This is a genomic window from Romboutsia maritimum (genome assembly GCF_002251085.2).
Lineage (GTDB): Bacteria > Bacillota > Clostridia > Peptostreptococcales > Peptostreptococcaceae > Romboutsia_B > Romboutsia_B maritimum.
Genome location: NZ_NOJZ02000002.1, coordinates 24,223 through 44,639 on the forward strand (window position 1 = coordinate 24,223; position 20,417 = coordinate 44,639).

The 20,417-nt window shown below is 25.8% G+C and carries 22 protein-coding genes; 20 read left to right on the plus strand and 2 right to left on the minus strand.

Going from position 1 to position 20,417, the window contains the following annotated elements; all coding sequences use genetic code 11:
- Nucleotides 1-139 precede the first annotated feature (139 nt).
- Nucleotides 140-790, plus strand: coding sequence for a fructose-6-phosphate aldolase (gene fsa / locus CHF27_RS02305; protein ID WP_095406410.1), 651 nt, complete (start codon nt 140-142; stop codon nt 788-790).
- 80 nt (nt 791-870) lie between these two features.
- On the opposite strand, the gene CHF27_RS02310 is transcribed toward fsa, so the two are convergent.
- The gene (locus tag CHF27_RS02310; protein ID WP_334293868.1) at nt 871-2,154 is read right to left on the minus strand and encodes a dicarboxylate/amino acid:cation symporter; all 1,284 of its coding nucleotides are present in this window, start codon (nt 2,152-2,154) and stop codon (nt 871-873) included.
- A gap of 349 nt (nt 2,155-2,503) precedes the next feature.
- Here CHF27_RS02310 and CHF27_RS02315 point away from each other — a divergent pair, with 349 nt between their 5' ends.
- Nucleotides 2,504-3,097 (plus strand): hypothetical protein, encoded by a 594-nt coding sequence (locus tag CHF27_RS02315; RefSeq protein ID WP_095405880.1) that lies wholly within the window; start codon nt 2,504-2,506, stop codon nt 3,095-3,097.
- Nucleotides 3,098-3,202: 105 nt separating this feature from the next.
- On the opposite strand, the gene CHF27_RS02320 is transcribed toward CHF27_RS02315, so the two are convergent.
- Nucleotides 3,203-4,012, minus strand: a complete 810-nt coding sequence (locus CHF27_RS02320) for a PIG-L family deacetylase (RefSeq protein WP_243444924.1) — start codon at nt 4,010-4,012, stop codon at nt 3,203-3,205.
- A gap of 215 nt (nt 4,013-4,227) precedes the next feature.
- Here CHF27_RS02320 and CHF27_RS02325 point away from each other — a divergent pair, with 215 nt between their 5' ends.
- From CHF27_RS02325 to CHF27_RS02410, 18 genes are all read left to right on the plus strand, one after another.
- On the plus strand, nt 4,228-4,911 hold the full coding sequence (locus tag CHF27_RS02325) for a lytic transglycosylase domain-containing protein (protein WP_095405881.1): 684 nt from the start codon (nt 4,228-4,230) through the stop codon (nt 4,909-4,911).
- A gap of 3 nt (nt 4,912-4,914) precedes the next feature.
- Nucleotides 4,915-5,337: a YaaR family protein gene (locus tag CHF27_RS02330; RefSeq protein ID WP_095405882.1), complete on the plus strand. Its 423-nt coding sequence runs from the start codon at nt 4,915-4,917 to the stop codon at nt 5,335-5,337.
- Nucleotides 5,338-5,348: 11 nt separating this feature from the next.
- Nucleotides 5,349-5,666: a FliM/FliN family flagellar motor switch protein gene (locus tag CHF27_RS02335; RefSeq protein WP_095405883.1), complete on the plus strand. Its 318-nt coding sequence runs from the start codon at nt 5,349-5,351 to the stop codon at nt 5,664-5,666.
- Between the two features lie 29 nt (nt 5,667-5,695).
- Nucleotides 5,696-5,962: a flagellar biosynthesis anti-sigma factor FlgM gene (gene flgM / locus CHF27_RS02340; RefSeq protein WP_095405884.1), complete on the plus strand. Its 267-nt coding sequence runs from the start codon at nt 5,696-5,698 to the stop codon at nt 5,960-5,962.
- The gene (locus CHF27_RS02345) at nt 5,963-6,376 is read left to right on the plus strand and encodes a flagellar protein FlgN (RefSeq protein WP_095405885.1); all 414 of its coding nucleotides are present in this window, start codon (nt 5,963-5,965) and stop codon (nt 6,374-6,376) included. It begins immediately after the preceding gene.
- 21 nt (nt 6,377-6,397) lie between these two features.
- Nucleotides 6,398-7,735, plus strand: a complete 1,338-nt coding sequence (gene flgK / locus CHF27_RS02350; RefSeq protein ID WP_095405886.1) for a flagellar hook-associated protein FlgK — start codon at nt 6,398-6,400, stop codon at nt 7,733-7,735.
- 14 nt (nt 7,736-7,749) lie between these two features.
- Nucleotides 7,750-8,679: a flagellar hook-associated protein FlgL gene (gene flgL / locus CHF27_RS02355; RefSeq protein ID WP_095405887.1), complete on the plus strand. Its 930-nt coding sequence runs from the start codon at nt 7,750-7,752 to the stop codon at nt 8,677-8,679.
- Between the two features lie 13 nt (nt 8,680-8,692).
- Nucleotides 8,693-9,091 (plus strand): flagellar assembly protein FliW, encoded by a 399-nt coding sequence (gene fliW, locus CHF27_RS02360; RefSeq protein WP_095405888.1) that lies wholly within the window; start codon nt 8,693-8,695, stop codon nt 9,089-9,091.
- Nucleotides 9,075-9,287, plus strand: coding sequence for a carbon storage regulator CsrA (gene csrA, locus CHF27_RS02365; RefSeq protein WP_095405889.1), 213 nt, complete (start codon nt 9,075-9,077; stop codon nt 9,285-9,287). Before fliW ends, csrA begins: the two co-directional genes overlap by 17 nt.
- A gap of 14 nt (nt 9,288-9,301) precedes the next feature.
- Nucleotides 9,302-9,685, plus strand: coding sequence for a flagellar export chaperone FliS (fliS, locus tag CHF27_RS02370; protein ID WP_095405890.1), 384 nt, complete (start codon nt 9,302-9,304; stop codon nt 9,683-9,685).
- Between the two features lie 11 nt (nt 9,686-9,696).
- Nucleotides 9,697-11,262: a flagellar filament capping protein FliD gene (gene fliD / locus CHF27_RS02375; RefSeq protein WP_095405891.1), complete on the plus strand. Its 1,566-nt coding sequence runs from the start codon at nt 9,697-9,699 to the stop codon at nt 11,260-11,262.
- 19 nt (nt 11,263-11,281) lie between these two features.
- Entirely contained in the window at nt 11,282-11,602 is a 321-nt protein-coding gene (locus CHF27_RS02380) for a hypothetical protein (RefSeq protein ID WP_095405892.1), read from the plus strand.
- Nucleotides 11,603-11,713: 111 nt separating this feature from the next.
- The gene (locus tag CHF27_RS02385) at nt 11,714-12,565 is read left to right on the plus strand and encodes a flagellin N-terminal helical domain-containing protein (RefSeq protein WP_095405893.1); all 852 of its coding nucleotides are present in this window, start codon (nt 11,714-11,716) and stop codon (nt 12,563-12,565) included.
- Nucleotides 12,566-12,867: 302 nt separating this feature from the next.
- Nucleotides 12,868-15,108, plus strand: a complete 2,241-nt coding sequence (locus tag CHF27_RS02390; protein ID WP_095405894.1) for a glycosyltransferase — start codon at nt 12,868-12,870, stop codon at nt 15,106-15,108.
- Nucleotides 15,102-17,102 (plus strand): glycosyltransferase, encoded by a 2,001-nt coding sequence (locus CHF27_RS02395; RefSeq protein ID WP_095405895.1) that lies wholly within the window; start codon nt 15,102-15,104, stop codon nt 17,100-17,102. The genes CHF27_RS02390 and CHF27_RS02395 overlap by 7 nt, the downstream gene beginning before the upstream one ends.
- A gap of 39 nt (nt 17,103-17,141) precedes the next feature.
- Entirely contained in the window at nt 17,142-18,212 is a 1,071-nt protein-coding gene (locus CHF27_RS02400; protein WP_095405896.1) for an FkbM family methyltransferase, read from the plus strand.
- 13 nt (nt 18,213-18,225) lie between these two features.
- Entirely contained in the window at nt 18,226-19,407 is a 1,182-nt protein-coding gene (locus CHF27_RS02405) for an FkbM family methyltransferase (protein ID WP_095405897.1), read from the plus strand.
- Nucleotides 19,407-20,414: a radical SAM/SPASM domain-containing protein gene (locus CHF27_RS02410; protein ID WP_095405898.1), complete on the plus strand. Its 1,008-nt coding sequence runs from the start codon at nt 19,407-19,409 to the stop codon at nt 20,412-20,414. Before CHF27_RS02405 ends, CHF27_RS02410 begins: the two co-directional genes overlap by 1 nt.
- The last annotated feature ends 3 nt before the right edge of the window (nt 20,415-20,417 follow it).

Sequence of the window (20,417 nt, forward strand, 5' to 3'; positions counted from 1 at the left end):
ACAAGGCTTGTTAAAATATAATAAAAAATTGTATAATATAAGCGGACTTTTTATTTTATATGATAAGGTATGTTATAATTAGGAAGTCATATTTTAAATATATATATAAAACTTTAAATAAAAGGAGGTTTATAAAAAAATGAGATTTTTTATAGACACAGCTAACGTAGAAGAAATAAGAGAAGCTAATGATTTAGGTGTAGTTTGTGGAGTTACTACAAACCCATCTTTAATAGCTAAAGAAGGAAGAGATTTTATAGAAGTAGTTAAAGAAATAACGTCTATAGTAGATGGACCTATAAGTGCAGAAGTTATAAGCTTAGAGCATGAAAATATGGTTAAAGAAGCTGAAAAATTAAGTCAAATACATAAAAATATAGTTATAAAAATACCTATGACAGCAGAAGGATTAAAAGCTACAAAAATACTTTCATCTAAAGGTATAAAAACTAACGTAACATTAATATTCTCAGCAGCACAAGCACTTTTAGCAGCTAGAGCTGGAGCTACTTATGTAAGCCCATTCGTAGGAAGATTAGATGATATAGGACAAAATGGATTAGAATTAATAGAAGAAATAGTTGATATATTTGATGTAAACGCAATAGAAACACAAGTAATAGTTGCAAGTGTAAGAAATCCAATACATGTAACACAAGCAGCTAGAATGGGAGCTGATATAGCTACTGTTCCATTAAAAGTTATAAAACAAATGATGAAACATCCTTTAACAGATAAAGGAATAGAAAACTTTATAAAAGATTGGGAAGGCGCTTCATTACAATTATAATAAAGTGTGAAAAAGAGTTGGAGAGTTACTAAAATGTAACTATCCAACTCTTTATTATTTTAAGTGATGATTAGGTTATATTATAATACAGCTTCAATTTGAGATTCTTCAGAATAGAATTTATCTATATCTAATTCTTTTTCCATATTACTAACAACTAACGTACAAGCACAATCTCCCATTACATTAATTGTAGTTCTAGCCATATCTAATAATCTGTCAACTCCCATTATTAATCCTACACCCTCGATAGGAAGACCAACAGATGTTAAAACCATTGATAAAGTTATCATACCAACTCCAGGAACTCCAGCAGTACCAACTGAAGCTAAAGTAGCTGTTAAAATTATAGTTAAAAGACTTCCGACACCTAAATGTATACCATATATTTGGGAGATAAATATACAAGCAACACCTTGCATTATTGCAGTACCATCCATATTTATAGTTGCTCCTAAAGGTAAAGTAAATGAAGCAACAGAATTACTAACACCTATTTCTTCCATACTATCTATAGTTAAAGGAAGAGCTGCATTACTTGAAGCAGTTGAAAAAGTTACTGCAGCAACACCAGCAAATTTTCTTAAAAAAGGTTTTAATTTAAGTCCTGTAAAACATTTAATCATACCTAAATAAACAATTGATGCTTGTAAAAACAAAGCAAATAAAACAGCAAGCATGTATTTTAAAAGAGAAGCAACAGCTTCCAAACCTACTGTAGCAAATGTATTTGTTATTAAAGCAAATACACCAAAAGGTGCTAGTAGCATTATCATACTAACCATTTTCATACATATCTCATTAGCAGATTCAAATAAATTTCTTACTGGATCAGCTTTTTCACCAACTATACTCATTGCAGTACCTAATAATAAAGCAAAAACTATTATTTGTAACATTTCACCACTAGCAAGTGATTGAATTGGGTTAGTTGGTATCATTGCAAGAATCATATCTACTAAAGGCTTACTTTCACCAATAGTTGTTTTTTGAGTTACTAAACCAGACATATCCAGTCCAACACCAGGATTAATTAATTTACCAACACCAAGAGCTAATGTTATAGCTAAGGCAGTAGTTAGTAAATAGAAACAAAAAGTTTTAACACCTATTCTACCTAGTTTTTTTATATCTCCCATAGAAGAAGAACCACAAACTAATGAAATAAATACTAAAGGAACTACTAACATTTTAATGGCACTTATAAATCCAGTCCCTAGTATTTTTAAAATCCCATCTAATAGAATTACATTTTTCAAAGTACCGTCGGGCATGTTTTTTATAAAGAATCCAAATATTATACCTAAAAAAATTCCTATAAAAATCTTACTTGTTAATCCTAATTTTTTTTTCAAAAAAACCACCTCTTTTATATATTTATATTAAATTAATTATCACTACGATTTATTATTAGAACTAATATTATAATAGCATGAAATATTAGAAAAATGCAATAAAAAAAATAAAAAATTCAAAAATCAATTAAAAAACAATGGAAAAAATTCAAAAATACGACAAATATGCAAGTTGATAAAATGAAATTACATTCAAAGATAAGGATGATAAAAAGTTACACCTTTGTAATCTAAAGTAACAAGGGTGTAACTGTTATATGTAAAATCAATATGATAATATTTAAATATAGAAACACAAGACAAACAAAAAATAGAATTTATATAAATAATACATATGATAAAAAAGGAAGGGATTAAAATGAAAAGAGCAGTAAAAGCATTATCAATATTATGTGGAGGATTATTAATAATAAGTCCTTTAAATAGTACAAGCTTTGCAGAAGATTTAAATGATAGACCTAAAACACAAAAAGAAATAGTTCAAAGCACAGAAAGATTAGATACAAAAGAAGAACCAAAAGCTAATGAACAAAAAATAGATGAAGAAAAAGCAGTTATTAATGTAGTTAAGCCAGAAGTTGTACAAAATATTTCACAAGTAGAACAAATAGAAAATGTAGAAAAAGAACAACAAATTAAACAAGAAAATAATCAACCACAAGAAGTTATAAAACAAGAAGTTATAAAACAAGAAGATGAAAATAAAAGTACAGTTGAAGTTATAGAACAATTAAATTTAGAACAATCAAAAGAACTTTTAAAAATGCGTAATTCAAATGTTGAATATATTTATCAAGGAGATGAAAATACATTTGAAGTATTAAAAGAAAAAAATCTTAGTGGATATGTATTTTTACCAAATGTTGATGGTGATTTAGGATATTTTGTAGATAAAAATACTACAAACATATATTACTTCCATCCAAGTGGATATTTAGACCTAATTGTATAATATAAATATAGATAAAAACCTAACAAAAAGAAAGATACTGTGAAAACTATTAGTTTTAGCAGTATCTTTCTTTTTTATATTTACAAGTTAAATATCTTATAAAAATTATATATTAGGAGTGTGAAGTATTGCAGGAACTGATTTATCTAGAACTAAATTATCAAAAGATTTGTGGTCTGATTTATAACCTATGCCTTCTCTATTTTCAGATTCATTTATAATTTTATATTGTTCACAAGCATTCTTAACTTTGTCATAATCCTCATTAGAATTAGATTTGTATATGATTTTTTCACCCATAGGAATATCTGATTCAAATCCAGGTTTTATAAAATATTTTACATCTTTAATTTTTCCAGAATTATATAAGCTTTGTATAACAGCACCATTTTTTAAATGTTGTAAGTGATCGTCCAATTTATAAGTATGTGCAACATGAGTTATATTTTTATATTTTTTTTCAAAATTAAGAGCAGTTCTTTCCATAAGATTAAAATCTGTAGTGTCAGATTTGTTTATATTTGATAAAATTGTTATGTTCTCTTTTTTTACACCTAATTTTTCAACAGAAGCTAAAAATTCTCTATTTCTATATTCAGTTTTTTCTTTTCTAGTTAGATTTTTGTATTTATCATACTTGTTGAATACAGATATACCAGAACCGTTAGATACTTGAACTACAAATACATTATCTTGTCCTTTTTCTTTTATTGCTTCAACAATAGCACTCCCTGCCCATAAAACTTCGTCATCTTGGTGCTGAGGATAAAAGACAACATAATCATTAAATTGCCTATTTATATAATTATTATAGCTACTAAAACCCATTGCAGCAAAAGATATGCTAATTACTAATGGAAGAGCAAAAGATTTTCTCAATATATTATTGATTTTTAGTTTTTTATTTAAATTCATATTTATATCTCCTTTTATAAAAAATAATAAGTATATTCACTATTATATTTGAAAATAATTACAAAACAGTTGCAGAAATAGTAAGAAATTATTACAATTTATTAATATTTAGTAAAATAAAGAATTATTCATAAAATTTACGCAAAAACTTAAGTAATATTTACAAAGTACGTATAATTAACTATATTAACTAACTGTATTGAGGTGATATAATTATGAATGGAATGGAATTTTTAAATATAACGTCGAACTTATCAGTAGGGAACACTAATCAATGTACATGTAACTCGAGTAGCAACAATAGTGGTGATGTATTTGATATGGTATTGATAAGTTTACTAAGAGCGATGGCAAATAATAATGAAACATGTAATGTTAATAAAACTGCTAATTTAAATAAACTAAGTCAAAATCAAAACCAAAATATTGGGCTTGGTCTAGAGACTCAAAATTCTATACAAACAAGTAATAAAATAGAAGTTACATCTAAAAGTGAAGATACTAAACAAAGAATAGAAAATGCTGTCTCTATTGCATCTAAAAAATACAACGTAGATGCAAATCTTATAAAATCAATAATAAAAGTAGAATCTAACTTTAATCCTAAGGTGGTATCATCAGCTGGAGCTAAAGGTTTAATGCAATTGATGCCAGAAAATTGTAGAGATTTAGGAGTTAAAGACCCGTTTAATATAGAAGAAAATATAGATGCAGGAACAAGGCATATAAAAGAATACTTAGATAAATATAATGGAAATGTTGAGATGGGTTTAATGGCATTTAATGGAGGACCAGGTAGAATGGCTAGGAGGGGGGTAACCTCTATAGCACAGATATATAAAATGCCTAAGGAAACTCAAAATTATGTACCAAAAGTAATGAAATATTATAGAGGATAAAATATGAAGATACAAAATATAGGTATAAATGCAGTATTAACAGTAGAAAGTACAAATACAAAACCTAAATTAGATTTTAGTGATAGTTTTAATCAAGCTAATAGATCAAAAACTAAAGAAGAATTAGATTTATATATAAAGGAAATAAAAAATGTTGGTGAAAGGTTAACCGTAACTCAAAATTACACAGATGTAATTACATATAAAAAATTAATAAAAGATTATTTAAAATCAGTGGTTGATTACACATATGATTTAAATAAAAATACTAGTTTTTGGGAAACTGACCACTTTACGACAGTAAATACAATAAACGAAAAACTTGAAGATTTAACGAAAGCACTAATTTATGATCAAAAAGAAAATATTGATGTTGCATCAACAATAGACAATATACAAGGACTTTTAATAGACATATATAAATAAGGAGAAAAAATATGGATTCAGTAGTATTAAAAACGGAAGATGTATATGAAGTAGAATTTGATGAATTGCAAGAAGAAGAACCAGTACCTATAGATAGTATGCAATCTATACTAGATACAGAGTTAACTATAACTGTTACAGTAGGAACTACAAAAGAAAAATTAGGAAGAATAGATAATTTAAAAGTGGATGATGTAATAGTTTTAGATAAATTCTTAGATGAAGATTTAGATATAAATATAAATGGAAGAGAAATAGCAAGTGGAGAAAGTATAATACTAGATAACAAATTAGCGATTAGATTATCTAAAATTAAAATGGCAGAATAATAAAATTAGAAATACAAGGAGGAATAGGGATGAAAATAGGATCGGTTACCTCGAATTTAATTAATAACGTTTATAAAACTAATAAAGTTGATCAATTAAACAAAAAACAAAATAGATCGGATACTATAGAAATATCAGATGAGGCAAAATATTTAAATAAAGTTAGCGAGAGTAGAGGAGAGATGGACATAGAAAAAATAAAAGACTTAAAACGTAGAATAGAAAACAACACTTACAAAATAGATTCAAAAGCTTTAGCAAGAAAAATGATTGAGAAAATGAAAGGAGAAATATAGTTGAGTCCAGAGTTAAAAGTAATTGTCTATGATGAAAAAAAATTATTGAAGAATTTATTGAACCTTCTTGATGAACAATATGAAGCAATTATAAATAAGGAAGTTATTAAATTAGATGCAATAGCAGGAAATTTAGAAACTGTATCTAAAGAACTAGCTACATTAGAAATTAAAAGAAGAAAAGTTATGAATGGTGGATTAGATATAAAAGAAGTTGTAGCTAGTTGCAATGATGAAAATATTAAACAAGCTTATGAAGAAATAAAAAGTACGTTAAGAATGTTAGAAATACAAAAAGAAGCAAATGATATGCTTTTAAAACAACAATTAATTTTCACTAAAAAAATGATAAACTTCATAAAGCCTAATAATGGAGTGAAAACTTATAATGCTTATGGAAAAGTAGGTAAATAAAATACATAATGGAGGTAAATCATGCCAGGATTATTTGGAACACTTAATACAGCCGCTTCAGGTATGAGTGTAAGTCAAACAGCAATACAAACAACATCACATAATATAAGTAATGTTAATACTCCGGGATATTCTAGACAAAAAGTTAATCAAAGTGCAAGCAGTGCTTATAGTTATCCAGGATACAATAGTAGTATGGGACCAGGTCAGTTAGGTACTGGAGTTAAAGTAGATAGTATAACTAGAACAAAAGATATTTTTTACGATTTCCAATTTAGAAGTGAAGCTCATAAGCATGGAGAAACTAATGTTAAATATAATTACTATAGCAATATGGAAGCTATATTTAATGAACCTTCCGATACTGCTATATCAGCATCAATAAATAATTTCTTTACAAGTTGGCATGAACTGTCAAAAGATCCTAATGATAAAGGAGCTAAAAGTATAGTAGTTCAAAATAGTAAATATCTAGCACATAATATAAGTCAAGCTAGTAAGCAATTGGAAAACTCAAAACAAGGTGCTACAGAACAATTAAAAGATAATATTAAGGAAATAGATGATATATTGACAAATCTTGAAAATCTTAATAAAGATATAAAAAATATTGAAAATAATGGTAAAGTACCAAATGATTTATATGATGAAAGAGATAGAATAATAGATGATCTTAGTTTTAAACTAAATATACCAGGAGACAAGAAAAATCTAAAAGAAGAAGATATAAAAAAAATACGTGAAGATATAACAAAAGTAAGTGATACATTAACTGATGATAAAATAACTGAAGATGAAATGAAGAGTATACCAAGCGTATCTGGAGAAATATCAGGTTTAATAGATTTGGTAAAAGAGAATGGAATATTAGATGGGTATACACATGATTTAAAAGAATTGGGTAAAAGTGTAGCTACTGAAGTTAATAAAATATTAGGAGGAGATTCTAAAGGCCCATTATTTACATTTGATGATTCAAAAGAGCCAATACTATCAGTAAATGAAGATATATTAAAAGATGTAACTAAATTAAAATTGACATCAGATCAAGCTCTTGAAATGTATGATTTAAAAAATAAGAAAATAACTATAGATGGAGAAAATATAACCATAGATAAGTACTATAACAATACAATTCAAAAACTAGGAAATGCTACACAAGAAGCTATAAGAAATCAAAAAAATCAAAGTGCAGTAATGTCTAATATAGATAATTCTAGATTAGGTGTTTCAGGAGTATCTTTAGATGAAGAAATGGTTAGTTTAATACAATTTCAACATGCATATAATGCAAGTGCTAAAGTTGTATCTACAATAGATTCATTATTAGATGTAGTAATAAATGGACTAGTGAAATAATATAGGAGGATATTATGAGAATAACGAATTCAGCAATGACAAAAAATTATTTATTTGATTTGCAAAATAATCTACAAAAAATGGATAATATAAATACGAAACTTAATACAGGCAAGATGGTAAATAGAGTATCAGATGACCCTCACAAAGCTGTTAAAATATTAAGTCTAAATAGTGAAATAAAAAATGTTGAAAAATACAATTATAATATAGATGAAACTGTAGGCTGGATGAATAATACAGATGCAGCATTAAATGAATTAGGAACTACAGTTAGTGATATAAAGGCATTAATAACTAAAGCTGGAAATGGTGCGTATGGACCAGATGAGTTGAAAGCTTTAAGTACAGAAATGAATGAAAAAATGAAAGAATTAGGTGAAGTTTTAAATACTACTCATGGAGGAAAATTTATATTTGGTGGCGATGTAACAGATGAAAAACCAGCCAAAGTTGTACAAAATCCAGATGGAACAGTAAGTCTAACGTTGAATAATTCAAGTAGTGGAAATTTAAATGCCTCAATATCTGATGGAATAGTATTAGATTATAATGTATCTGCTGTGGAATTAGTAGGAAGTGATGAAAAATCTTTGAAAAATTTAAATAGTATATCAGAGATATTTAATAAGATGGGAAAAGGAACTGAGACAGACGAAGATAAAAATAAATTAATGGGGGATTTAATGAAAGGTGTTGATACTTTCTTTAATCATGCTTTAAATAACAGAACGGAAATGGGAGCTAGAGTAAATACTGCGGAATGTGTTAAAAATAGTAACGAAGAAAATATATTAAATATGAAATCAATATTATCTTTAGATCAAGATGTAGATTATTCTAAAACATATATAGAATGGAAATCAGCAGAACTTATATATACTGCATCAGTTCAAGTAGGTGCAAAATTATCAGTACCTACAATACTTGATTATCTAAGATAATTAGGAGGAAAAAATGGAAGTAATATTTGAAAAAGGAATACCTGGATTTGAAAATTTAAAAAAATTTAGTATATGCACTCTAGAGGAAAATCCTAAGTTTAAACTTATTAACTCAATAGAAGATGAAAATATAGGATTCGTAGCAATTACTCCGTTTGATATAAAAAATGATTACGAAATAGATTTAAATGAGGAAACTATAAAAGAGTTAGATATAAAAAGTCCGAAAGATACATTAGTTTTAAGTTTAATAACGTTAGGAAAAACATTAAATAAAAGTACTGTAAATTTAAAAGCTCCTATAATTATAAATATAAAAAATAATAAAGGGAAACAAATAATATTACAAGATGATAACTATGATATAAAATATCCTTTAACAGGGAGTGAAGAAAATGCTAGTAATTACTAGGAAAAAAGGTGAATCAATTCTAATAGGAGATGACATAGAAATAAAGATAGCTAAAATAGAAGATGGAAGTGTTAAATTAGCTATTGAAGCTCCTAGAGAAAAGATTATACTTAGAAAAGAAGTATATGATAATGTAAAAACAGAAAATGAAAAAGCAATAACAAATAAAAAAAGTATAATGAAATTTTTTAAATAGTTGAGGGGGATTGTATGTACGCAACTAATCCATATAATGCATATAAACAAAATTCAGTAAATACAGCATCTAAAGAACAATTATTATTAATGCTAGTAGATGGAGCTGTTAAATATACAAAAATAGCAAGGCTTGCAATAATGGAAAAAGATATGTCTAGAGCTCATAAGGAATTAGTTAGAGTTCAAGATATATTTATAGAACTTATGGTAACTATTGATAGAAATTTAGGTAAACATATGAATGATTTATATAATATCTACGATTATATAAAAAGTGAGCTTATAAGAGCTAATATAAAAAAAGATATAAGTATAATAGATAATGTACTTCCTTTGATAGAAGAAGTAAGAAACATGTGGCATGATGTAGATAAAAAAATAAAAATAAGTAAGTAAGGGGTGAGTGTATGAGTACTATAAATAGTGTAAGAATACCAGGGCTTGCAACTGGTATGGACACAGATACTATGATAAAAGATATGCTTAAACTAGAGCAAAATAAGGTGGATAAAGCTAAACAGAAAGAACAAAGTATTAAATGGCAACAAGAGACATATAGAGATACTATAAAAGAAATGAAAGGATTTTATGATAAATATCTTACTACATCTTCTCCTGACTGTATAATGAATAGTAAAAGTTGGTCTACTATGTCAGTATCAAGTTCAAATGAAAATGTGATTACAGCAACGGGAAGTGCAGGAGCAAATAATGTTGATTACAGTTTTGATGTCAAAAAATTGGCAAAACCACCAAAAGTTAGTGTTGATTGGGAGGGTAAAGGGTATAAAAATGATACAAAATTAAATGAATTAAGTTTATCAGGAACTAAAAGTTTTAAAATAGATTTAGGTAATGGTAAAGAAAGTAAAATAATAGAATTAAAAGAAACAGATACTGTTGAAACTATGATTAAAAATATTAATGATAGTATGTCTGGCGAAATTAAAGCTACTTATAGTGAAATGACGGGTCAGTTTTCTATAGTTTCTAAGGAAACAGGAACTGAATCTAAACTTAAAATAGTAGATGTGGATTCGAGTGGAGTTTCATTAGGTACATCTTCTAGTTTGGTTTTTTTAAATTTGCAAGAAATAAATGAGATTGTAGATGCAAGCGGAAACGTTACTATTGAAACACCACCACCTGGTTTTGATGGTGAAGCTCAAGGTAGTAATAGTTATATTAAGGTAACATCAAAAGATGGAACAATGACAGAAAAAATATTGACAGAAAAATTAAACACATTTACAAGAGATGGAATTACATATACAGTTAATTCAACTGGAACGTCTGATTTGACATCAAAACCAGATACAAAATCTGTAGTTGATAAGATGAAAACTTTCGTAGAAGATTATAATAAAATAATGGATAAAATGTATGATTTTATAACTCAAAAGAAAAATGCAGATTATCCTCCTCTTACAGATGCTCAAAAAGAAGATATGAGTGAAGAGGAAATTGAAAGATGGGAAAAAAAGGCAAAGATAGGTTTACTAAGAAATGATAAAGATATGAGAGCTTTTATGGATAATATGAATAAAGCTATATTTGGTGACAAAATGGAAGAACTTAATAAAATGGGAATTAAGTCAGCTTCTAACTATAATGATAAAGGTCAATTATATATAGATGAAGAGAAATTCACAAAGGCATTACAAAATAATGGAGATCAAGTGTATTCTATTTTATCAAAAAACACAGATAGTGTATTAGAAAATATGAAGAGTACTATGTATAAATATGTAGGGACTTCAACTTCTATATTTGCTAAAAAAGCTGGATTAGAAAAAACAGCTTCAGCTTCAAATAACCTTTACTCTGTACAAATTAGAAAACAAGAACAAATGATTAAAGAATTACAAAATAAAATGAAGAAAAAAGAAACTCAATTATATAAACGATTTGCAACATTAGAATCGAGTATGAATAGATTTAATTCTCAAATGAATTATTTAACTGCTAGTTAGTATTTCTATGGAGGAATGTATGAAAGAAAAAGTTTGTTTATATAAAGAAATATCTTTAAAAATTATTAAAACACTAAATGATGAACAGTTTGAGGAAATAGATTATTTACTTCAACAAAGAGAAGATGTTTTAAATGAAGAAATAAAAAAAGATGAATTAAAAAAAATGTTAATAGAAAATGGATTGTTAGAAGTAGATAAGCAAATAAAGTCTTTATTTGATGAGAAAATGACTAAAATAAAGGATGAGATTAAAGAACATAAAAGGCTAAATCAAGCTAATAGCTCATATATTAATTTTAATAAAGAAAAATTAAATATTTTTAATAAAAAAGTGTAAAGTTTTATAAAAGGATGACGAATAATTATATTGTAAGCGATACTTGGCCAAGTGTTGTATAAATAAAAAATAAGACAAGGATGTCGATTAAAAACTAAGGAGAGTATAACAATGAGAGTAAACACTAATATGAACGCTATAATGGCGCATAATAATATGACTAAGAACACTGCTTTAGCAGGGAATTCTATGGAGAAATTATCTTCAGGATTAAGAATAACTAAAGCTGGAGACGATGCAGCAGGTCTTGCTATATCTGAAAAAATGAGATCTCAAATAAGAGGTTTAGAGCAAGCTGGAAGAAACGTACAAGATGGTATATCTGTAGTTCAAACTGCTGAAGGTGCTATGGAAGAAACAGGTAACATACTTCAAAGAATGAGAGAATTATCAGTACAAGCAGCAAACGAAACTAACCAAACTGAAGATAGAACTAAGATAGTTACTGAATTAACTCAGTTAAATGAAGAAATAACTAGAATAGCAGATTCTACAGAATTCAATGGTAAAAAATTATTAGATGGATCAACTCCAACTATGACAATTCAAGTAGGTGCTAACACTGGTACAGGACAATCAATAGAAATTAAATTAGATAATATAAAAAGTACAATGGCTACAACTGGAGTAATATCAACTAGTATAAGCTCTTTATCTGCTGGTACTATAACAGCACAAACAGCTGCAGCAACTTCTTTATTAACTAAAATAGATGCAGCTCTTACATCAATAAATACTTCAAGATCAGAATTAGGAGCTAAACAAAATAGATTAGAATATGCACAAAGTAACTTAACAACTTCTAATGAAAACTTAACAGCAGCAGAATCTAGAATAAGAGACGTAGATGTGGCTAAAGAAATGTTAAACTTATCTAAGTTAAACATATTATCACAAGCAGCTCAATCTATGTTAGGACAAGCTAAGCAACAACCAGAAGGTGTGTTACAATTATTAAGATAATTATAAATAATTAATAATAAAGAGTAAAGTTTAGGCTTTACTCTTTTTAATTATGTTGAATTATTATAAAAATAAGCTTAATGAAAATCATAAAATAGAATTAATATGTATATGTATTATTCATTTAAAATAATTGAAAGTTATAAAGTTTTAAGGATTTATGTCGATTATTATATATAAAGGTTAATTTTATTCACATATTAAATTAATGTTAATATGATTATTAAGGTTAAAAATAAAGAGTAAAGTAATATGCTACTCTTTATTTTTAACTTTAATAATCTCGAAAGGAAGTATAAATTATGTTACTAAGTATAGTTATGATGGTTAGGAATGAAGAAAAACATTTAGATAATACATTGAAATCATTAAAAAAATTAAGAGAACAAGTAGATAGCGAATTAATAATACTTGATACAGGATCTACAGATAATACTGTGGAGATAGCTGCTAAATATACAGACAAAATTTATTTTAAACAATGGAATAAAAATTTTTCAGATATGAGAAATGTATCTATAAGTTATGCTAAAGGAGATTGGATATTTATACTTGATGCAGATGAAGAGCTAGTTGACTGTAAAAAAATGGTTGAATTTTTCAAAACTGATTTATGCAAAAAATATAATTCAGCATATATAACTTTAAAAAATATATATTTAGAAGATAAAACTATATATGATAAAGTGTCTCTTATAAGATTATTCAAAAATGATAATGATTTTAAATATAAAGGAGCTATACATGAGCAGCCTGATTATAAAAATCCTGTTTATAAAAATATAGCAATATTTGACCATTATGGGTACATGTTTTTAAATGAAGAATTAAAACAGAAGAAACTTAAGAGAAATGAAGAAATTTTATTTTCTGAATTGAAATTAAATCCGATGGATCCATATGTACATTATCAGTTAGGTAAAAATTATATAGCATATGGAAAATATGAAGAAGCTATGCAATATATGGAAAAGTCTTATGAACTATATAAAAATTTAGGATATTTGCCTATAACTATAAGAGTTAATTTAGCTAAGTTATGTATTAGATTATTTAAGTTTGAAAAATGCGAGAAAATTTGTTTGAAGTATATAAAGAAAGATGATAAAAATATAGATATTTATTACTATTTAGCATTAAGCCAAAGTAAATTGGGGAAAAATAAGGAAAGCTTAAAGAATTATGAAAAATACAAATATTTATTAAATAACTATGATATATCAACTCAGGCAAATGATGTAACCTGTGAAGGTGAAACAGTTTCATTTATAAATGAAGTTGAAATAGCAATTATTAGTATTTATTATGATTTAGAAATGTATAAAAAAGTATTTGATACAATAAAAACAATGGATTTAAAAGAAATAAAGAGAATTTATTTGATTATATTCATGAGTTTATATAAGCTTAATAAGCTTGATGAAATATTAAATTTATATAATAATTTATCTAATTCTGAAGTAGAAAAAAATGAATTTAAAATAAATTTAGAAAAATTATTATTATCAGTTAAGGAATCAGACAAAGAAAAATTATATGAAATATTGTCTAAAATAGATGGAAATTATGGAATGTTAAATAGCATTAGATTGGGAAATGAAATTTCTACTAATAAATATAATGAGGTTTTAATTAAAGAAAATGCTTTATATTATGGAGATTTATTATATATTGCTTTGAATAAAGGGATAGACTTATTAGATGTATTAGAAGGAGTAAATTATTCTTGTGTAAGAGATTATTTGAATTATATAGTGAGCAATAGAAGAGATTGCATATTAGATTTATATGATTATTTACTGAATTCAAAAAATACTTTAGATAAAAACAAACTTATTGTGTATAGTTGTTTGTCTAGAACATTACTATTTGGTGGTAACTTAATAGAAGAAAAATATAAAAATATATTTTTAATGTATATTACTTATCAATATGATTATATAAGAGAAATATATAATTCGAATTTATCAGATGAAATTCTATTAGATTTTATTAAAGATGATGAAGATAAATTTATTGTGAAAATAAATTTAATTCAAAAAAATAAGGATATTGATAAGTTAGAATATATAAAGCAAATGAAAAAATTATTATTAGATTATCCTGAGTATAAAAAAGGAATTAAAATTTTAATAAATAGATTTGAAAAAGAATTTAATGAAAATGAAGAATTAAAATTACTTAAATCAAAATATAAAGCAATGATAGAGGAAAATATAAATTTAGGAAATTTAAACAATTGCTTAAACATGATAAAAGAGTATGAAGAAATTTTTAAAGATGATGATATTTTCAATATAAAAGGAATTATAAGTATCTATAATAATAATTTGGAAGAAGCTGATAGAATGTTTAAATATGCATATTTAAATTATAGATATGATGAAAATACGCTATTTAATATAGGATTTGTAAAAGAACAAATAGGAGAATTTTTAGAGTCTAATATGTTTTATAAAGAAGTTTTAAAAGTAAGCAAAGATGAAAAAATGAAAGAGGAAATATATATAAAACTTAAAATGGAGGAAACTACAACTTGTTAAATGAAATTGCAAATATGTTGAATCAAAATGAATTGGAAAAAGCGCTTAATTTGATGTTAGAAAATGAAGAACTATATATAAATGATGTTGAATTTATAAATATGAAGGCGATTTTATGCATAAAAGTAGGCGAATATAAAGCTGCAATCAGTAATTTAGAGGCTGCATTAAATATAGATTATTTCAATTTAGATACAAATTATAATTTGGCATATGCATATGAACAGCTGGGGGATATAGAAAAATCTATAGATATTTATAAAAAAATATTTATGATTGCTGAAGATGATGCAGAAAAGCAAGCGGTATTAAATATTATTAATAGTGACTATTATACTGAAAAAATAAAAGATTTTATGGCTAAATTATTAGAAGTTAATGATTTAAAAAAATTGTTAATGTTTATAGATAATAACATTATCATTTTAGAAAATATGGATTTTAATGATTTGAATAAAGAGATTCTAAGCATATATGATGAAGATAAAATTACACCTGGATTTAATTATGGTGAGGTTAAAATAATAGACACTATTTTAAAAAAACATCCCGAAATGCCAAAGAATATTTTTGAATCAAGAAGTAATTTAAAAAAAATTGATGAAAGGCCATTAGTAAGCATATTTATACTATCGTATAATAAATTAGAAGAATATACAAAAAAATGTGTAGAGAGTGTTTTGAAATACACAAAAGAAATCGATTACGAACTTGTTTTAGTAGATAATGGATCAACAGATGGAACATATGAATACTTTAAATCTATTAACTATGAGAAAAAGAAAATAATAAAGATAACTAAAAATATGGGAGTAGGATATCCTGTTTGTGAGATTTTTAATGAAGTAAGGGGAAAATATGTAGTAGCTCTAGCTAATGATATAGTAGTAACAACAAATTGGTTATCTAATATGGTTAAATGTGCACAATCAGATGAAAAAATAGGTATGGTTAATCCTGTTTTAGATTTTGTTAGTAATTACCAATCTGTTGATTTGGGATATACAGATTTAGATGATATGCAGAAAAAAGCAGCAAAATATAATGTATCAGATTTTAGAAAGTGGCATGAAAGATTAAAACTTATTACATTAGGTACTTTGTTTAAGAAGGAATGTATAGATGTTATAGGTATAACTGATTATGGATTTATTCATCATTATGCAGATGATGATATTACATTTAGAGTAAGAAGGGCAGGATATAAGGCTATCCTTTGTAAGGATACATTCATTAGTCATATTGGAAAACTTAGTGATAAAGGAAATGAAGTTGAGAATGTCGGGATGACAAAAGGAGACGAATTTTTTATAGATAAATACTATGGAATTAAATCTACTGATGCCATGAATTATGAATGTAATATGGTATCATTGCTAGATGAGGATTTATTAGAAGACAAAAATTATAAAATCTTAGGAATAGATACATTATGTGGAACACCTATATTAGAAGTGAAAAATAAATTGAGAGAGAACGGTATATTAAATACTTCTCTTTATGCATTTTCTGTAGATGCAAAGTACTGGTTAGATTTAAATACTATATGTAAAAAGGTTGTAGTTGATAGAGTTGAATACATAACGGAACATTTTAATCAAAAATTTGATTATATTGTTATAGGTAGCTACTTGAATTTATATAAAGAACCGTATCAACTGTTAAGAAATTTATTTAATATGTTAAATGATGATGGAAGTATTTTATTAAAATTAAAAAATAATTATGATATAAAAACTTTTTTACATATGTTAAATTTATATGAAGATTTTGATAAGCAGGGCATTAATAATATATGTATAAAAACTTTAAATAAAGTTTTAAATGAAATAGGGTATCAGATAGAAGATATCAAAGGAGAAGAAGTTAACATTAGTAATGATATTAGGTATAAAATAAATGAAATGCTAGGTGATATTGATCAATCTGGAAATAGTATATCTAATCTATATGTAGATACATATGTATTAAAGATAAAAAAATTAACTAAATAAAGTAATTAGTTAGATGTACTAAAAAATAAGGAGGCTAAAATGATTAAAACTGAAATGCTTGATGCAGATGATAAGATTAATGTAGATGATCTTAAGAATAAGAATGTGGTATTGTTTGGAGTAGGCGTATATGGGCAGATGGTTGAACAATATTTAAAAGAACAAGATATAGAGATAGCTTTTTATTGTGATAATAATAAAGATAAGCAAGGAACATATATCAATAATATTAAAGTTATTTCTCCTAATGAAATATTAAAAGTAGATAATTATGTTGTATTTGTTACAGCAAGACACTGCGTTAAAGAAATTTTAAATCAGTTAAAGTCAATGAATATACAGGCTATATCTTTTGATAACTTCATTGTTAATTCTAGATATGAAGAATTTGAATATGTATATAATGATATATTAGGTGATGAGAAATCAAAAGAAGTATATATATCGATATTAAAATCAATGCTTACAGGAGATAGTAAGTATTGTGAAAAAATAATGGAAGGAAGTTCATTTTATGCTTTACCTAATTTTACAAATACAGGAAATGATATATTTGTAGATGCAGGAGCTTATGTAGGAGATACAGTAGAACAATTTATATGGAATAATATAGGTCAGTTTAAAAAAATATATGCTTTTGAGCCAGGAGAAAAACAATTCATGGCAATGCAATATAGACTATCTAGATTGTTGAAAGAATGGGCAATTCCAGAAAATAAAATACAGTGTATAAAAGCAGGTCTTGGTATTAAGACTGAAGAAAAATTATATTTTGAAAATAATGATGCTTTATTATGTAATAATTTTTCGGGGATAAGTGCAGAAGGAAAAGCAAAAAAATCTATGATTTATAGTTTGGATGAATATCTGAATGGAGATAGAGTAACTTTTATAAAATCAGATATAGAAGGATTTGAAATGGAGTTATTAAAGGGAAGTGAAAAAACATTAAAATCATATAAACCTAAGTTAGCAATAAGTGTTTATCATAAACCTGATGATTTAATAGAAATAACAAAGTATTTAAAAACTATAGTACCAGAGTATAAAATGGCTTTAAGACATCATGCTCCAACACTAGTTGATACAGTTTTATATTGTTGGATATAAAAAGGAGATTCTTGTGAATACAGAAAATATAGAAATGAAAAAATTGATTAATGAAATGTTTAATAATTCATATGATTTTCAAGAGTTAAAAAATGTTATAAAAGATAAAGATTTCATAATTTATGGAGCTGGAAATTTAGGAAGCTTAGCAGTTGAAATTTTGGGGAACATAGATATTTATCCTAAATACATAGTAGATAAAAATAAAAATTTAGAAGGAAAAAAAATTAATGGAATAGATGTAATACACCCAGAAAAACTAAGTCTGAATGATAAAGAAAATTCGGTATTTGTTATATCTATAGTTAAAATTCCTTTTAATAATATAAAAGATGATTTATTAAAATTGGGTTGTAAGTATATTTATCCATTCTATGACATAACAAATATTTTAACAGAAACGAATATTAATAATGGATGGTTACTAGAGGATTTATCTGAAAATACAAAACATAACATAATAGATGTTTATAATGGATTTAAAGATAAGGAATCTAAATTACATTATTTACAATGGTTATATTGGAGAATATGTAGAAAAGAAGTTAAATGTAACGATATAAACACAGAAAATAAGTTCTTTATAGATGAAATAAAATCAATATTAAGTAATGATGAAGTATATATAGATATTGGCAGTTATGAAGGGCAAACTATAGTTGAATTTATAAATAGTGTAGATGGAAAGTTTAAAGGCATAATAGGATTTGAACCTGATGCTAAATCATATGAAAGTTTATATAACTCAATCAAAAATATAGAGAATGAGTATACAGGGAATATAGAAACATTTAGGTATGCTATTGGTGAATGTAATAAAGAAGGATATATATCTGAAACACTAGGTATGGCAAATAACATTAAAAATTCAAAAAATGAATTTTATAGTAGTAAAATTAGTATTATGAGTTTAGATGAATTTGAATTTAGACAAGATCCTACTTTTATAAAAATACATGCAGAAGGTATGGAATATGAGGCTATAAAAGGTGGTATAAATACTATACTAAAGTATAGACCGGTTATAGTTATTACTACATATCACAATGAAGACGGAATATGTAAGATACCGAAATTTTTAATGGACAATACTTCAAACTATGAATTTTACTATAGATTACATGGATATTGTGGAACGCAAAGTGTTTTATATGTAATACCTAAAGAGAGACAATATAAAGGAGATAAAAAATAATGAAGGCTAAAAAAACATCTAGAATAAGACAAAATGAAAGAACTAAATTACAAAATGTAATACCATTAGAAACACCATTTCATGTATTTGTAGATCCATCTGCAGCATGTAATTTTAAGTGTAAATTTTGCTTTAATAGAGATAAAAGTAAAACGTTTCATAAAATAATGGAGTATGAACTTTTTGAAAAAATAGTAAATGATATGAAACAATTTCCAGATCCTCTAAAAGTACTTAGAATGTATAAAGAGGGAGAACCATTGCTTAATAAAAATTTAGAAAAAATGATTAAATATGCAAAAGTTAGTGGTATATGTGAACAAATTGATTTTACAACTAATGGTTCGATGTTAAATCCAAGTAGAAATAAAATGTTGATTGATGCAGGACTAGATGCGATGATTATATCTGTAGAGGGGATAACAGAAAAGCAATATTACGACACATCTGGAGTTAATATAAATTTTAAAGAATATGTAGAAAATATAAAAGATTTATATAAAAATAAAGGGAATTGCAGAATTCATATAAAGACAACAGATATGAATATTAATAAAGATAATGAAGACGAATTTTATTCTATATTTGGGGATATATGCGATGAGATATCAATAGATAAAATAACACCGATATGGACAGATATTGATATAAAAGATATAAAAGATGATTTTGATAAAGGAATATATAATAATGATATAAAGCAAGTTAATGTATGCCCATACATTTTTTATTCATTAACTATAAATTCAGATGGAAGTGTAAGTTCATGTTTTATGGATTGGAAACATTCTAATATTTTAGGAGATGTAAACGAAAAATCATTTTATGATATATGGAACAGTAAGGAAGTGTTTGATATAAGGAAAGCACATTTGACAGGGGATATATCAAAGTATGAAATGTGTAATGGGTGTGGACAACTTAAATTTGGTATGTCTGATAATATAGATGACTATGCTGAAAATTTATTATCGAAGTTAGAAGATAAATATCCTCTATATAAATAGAAT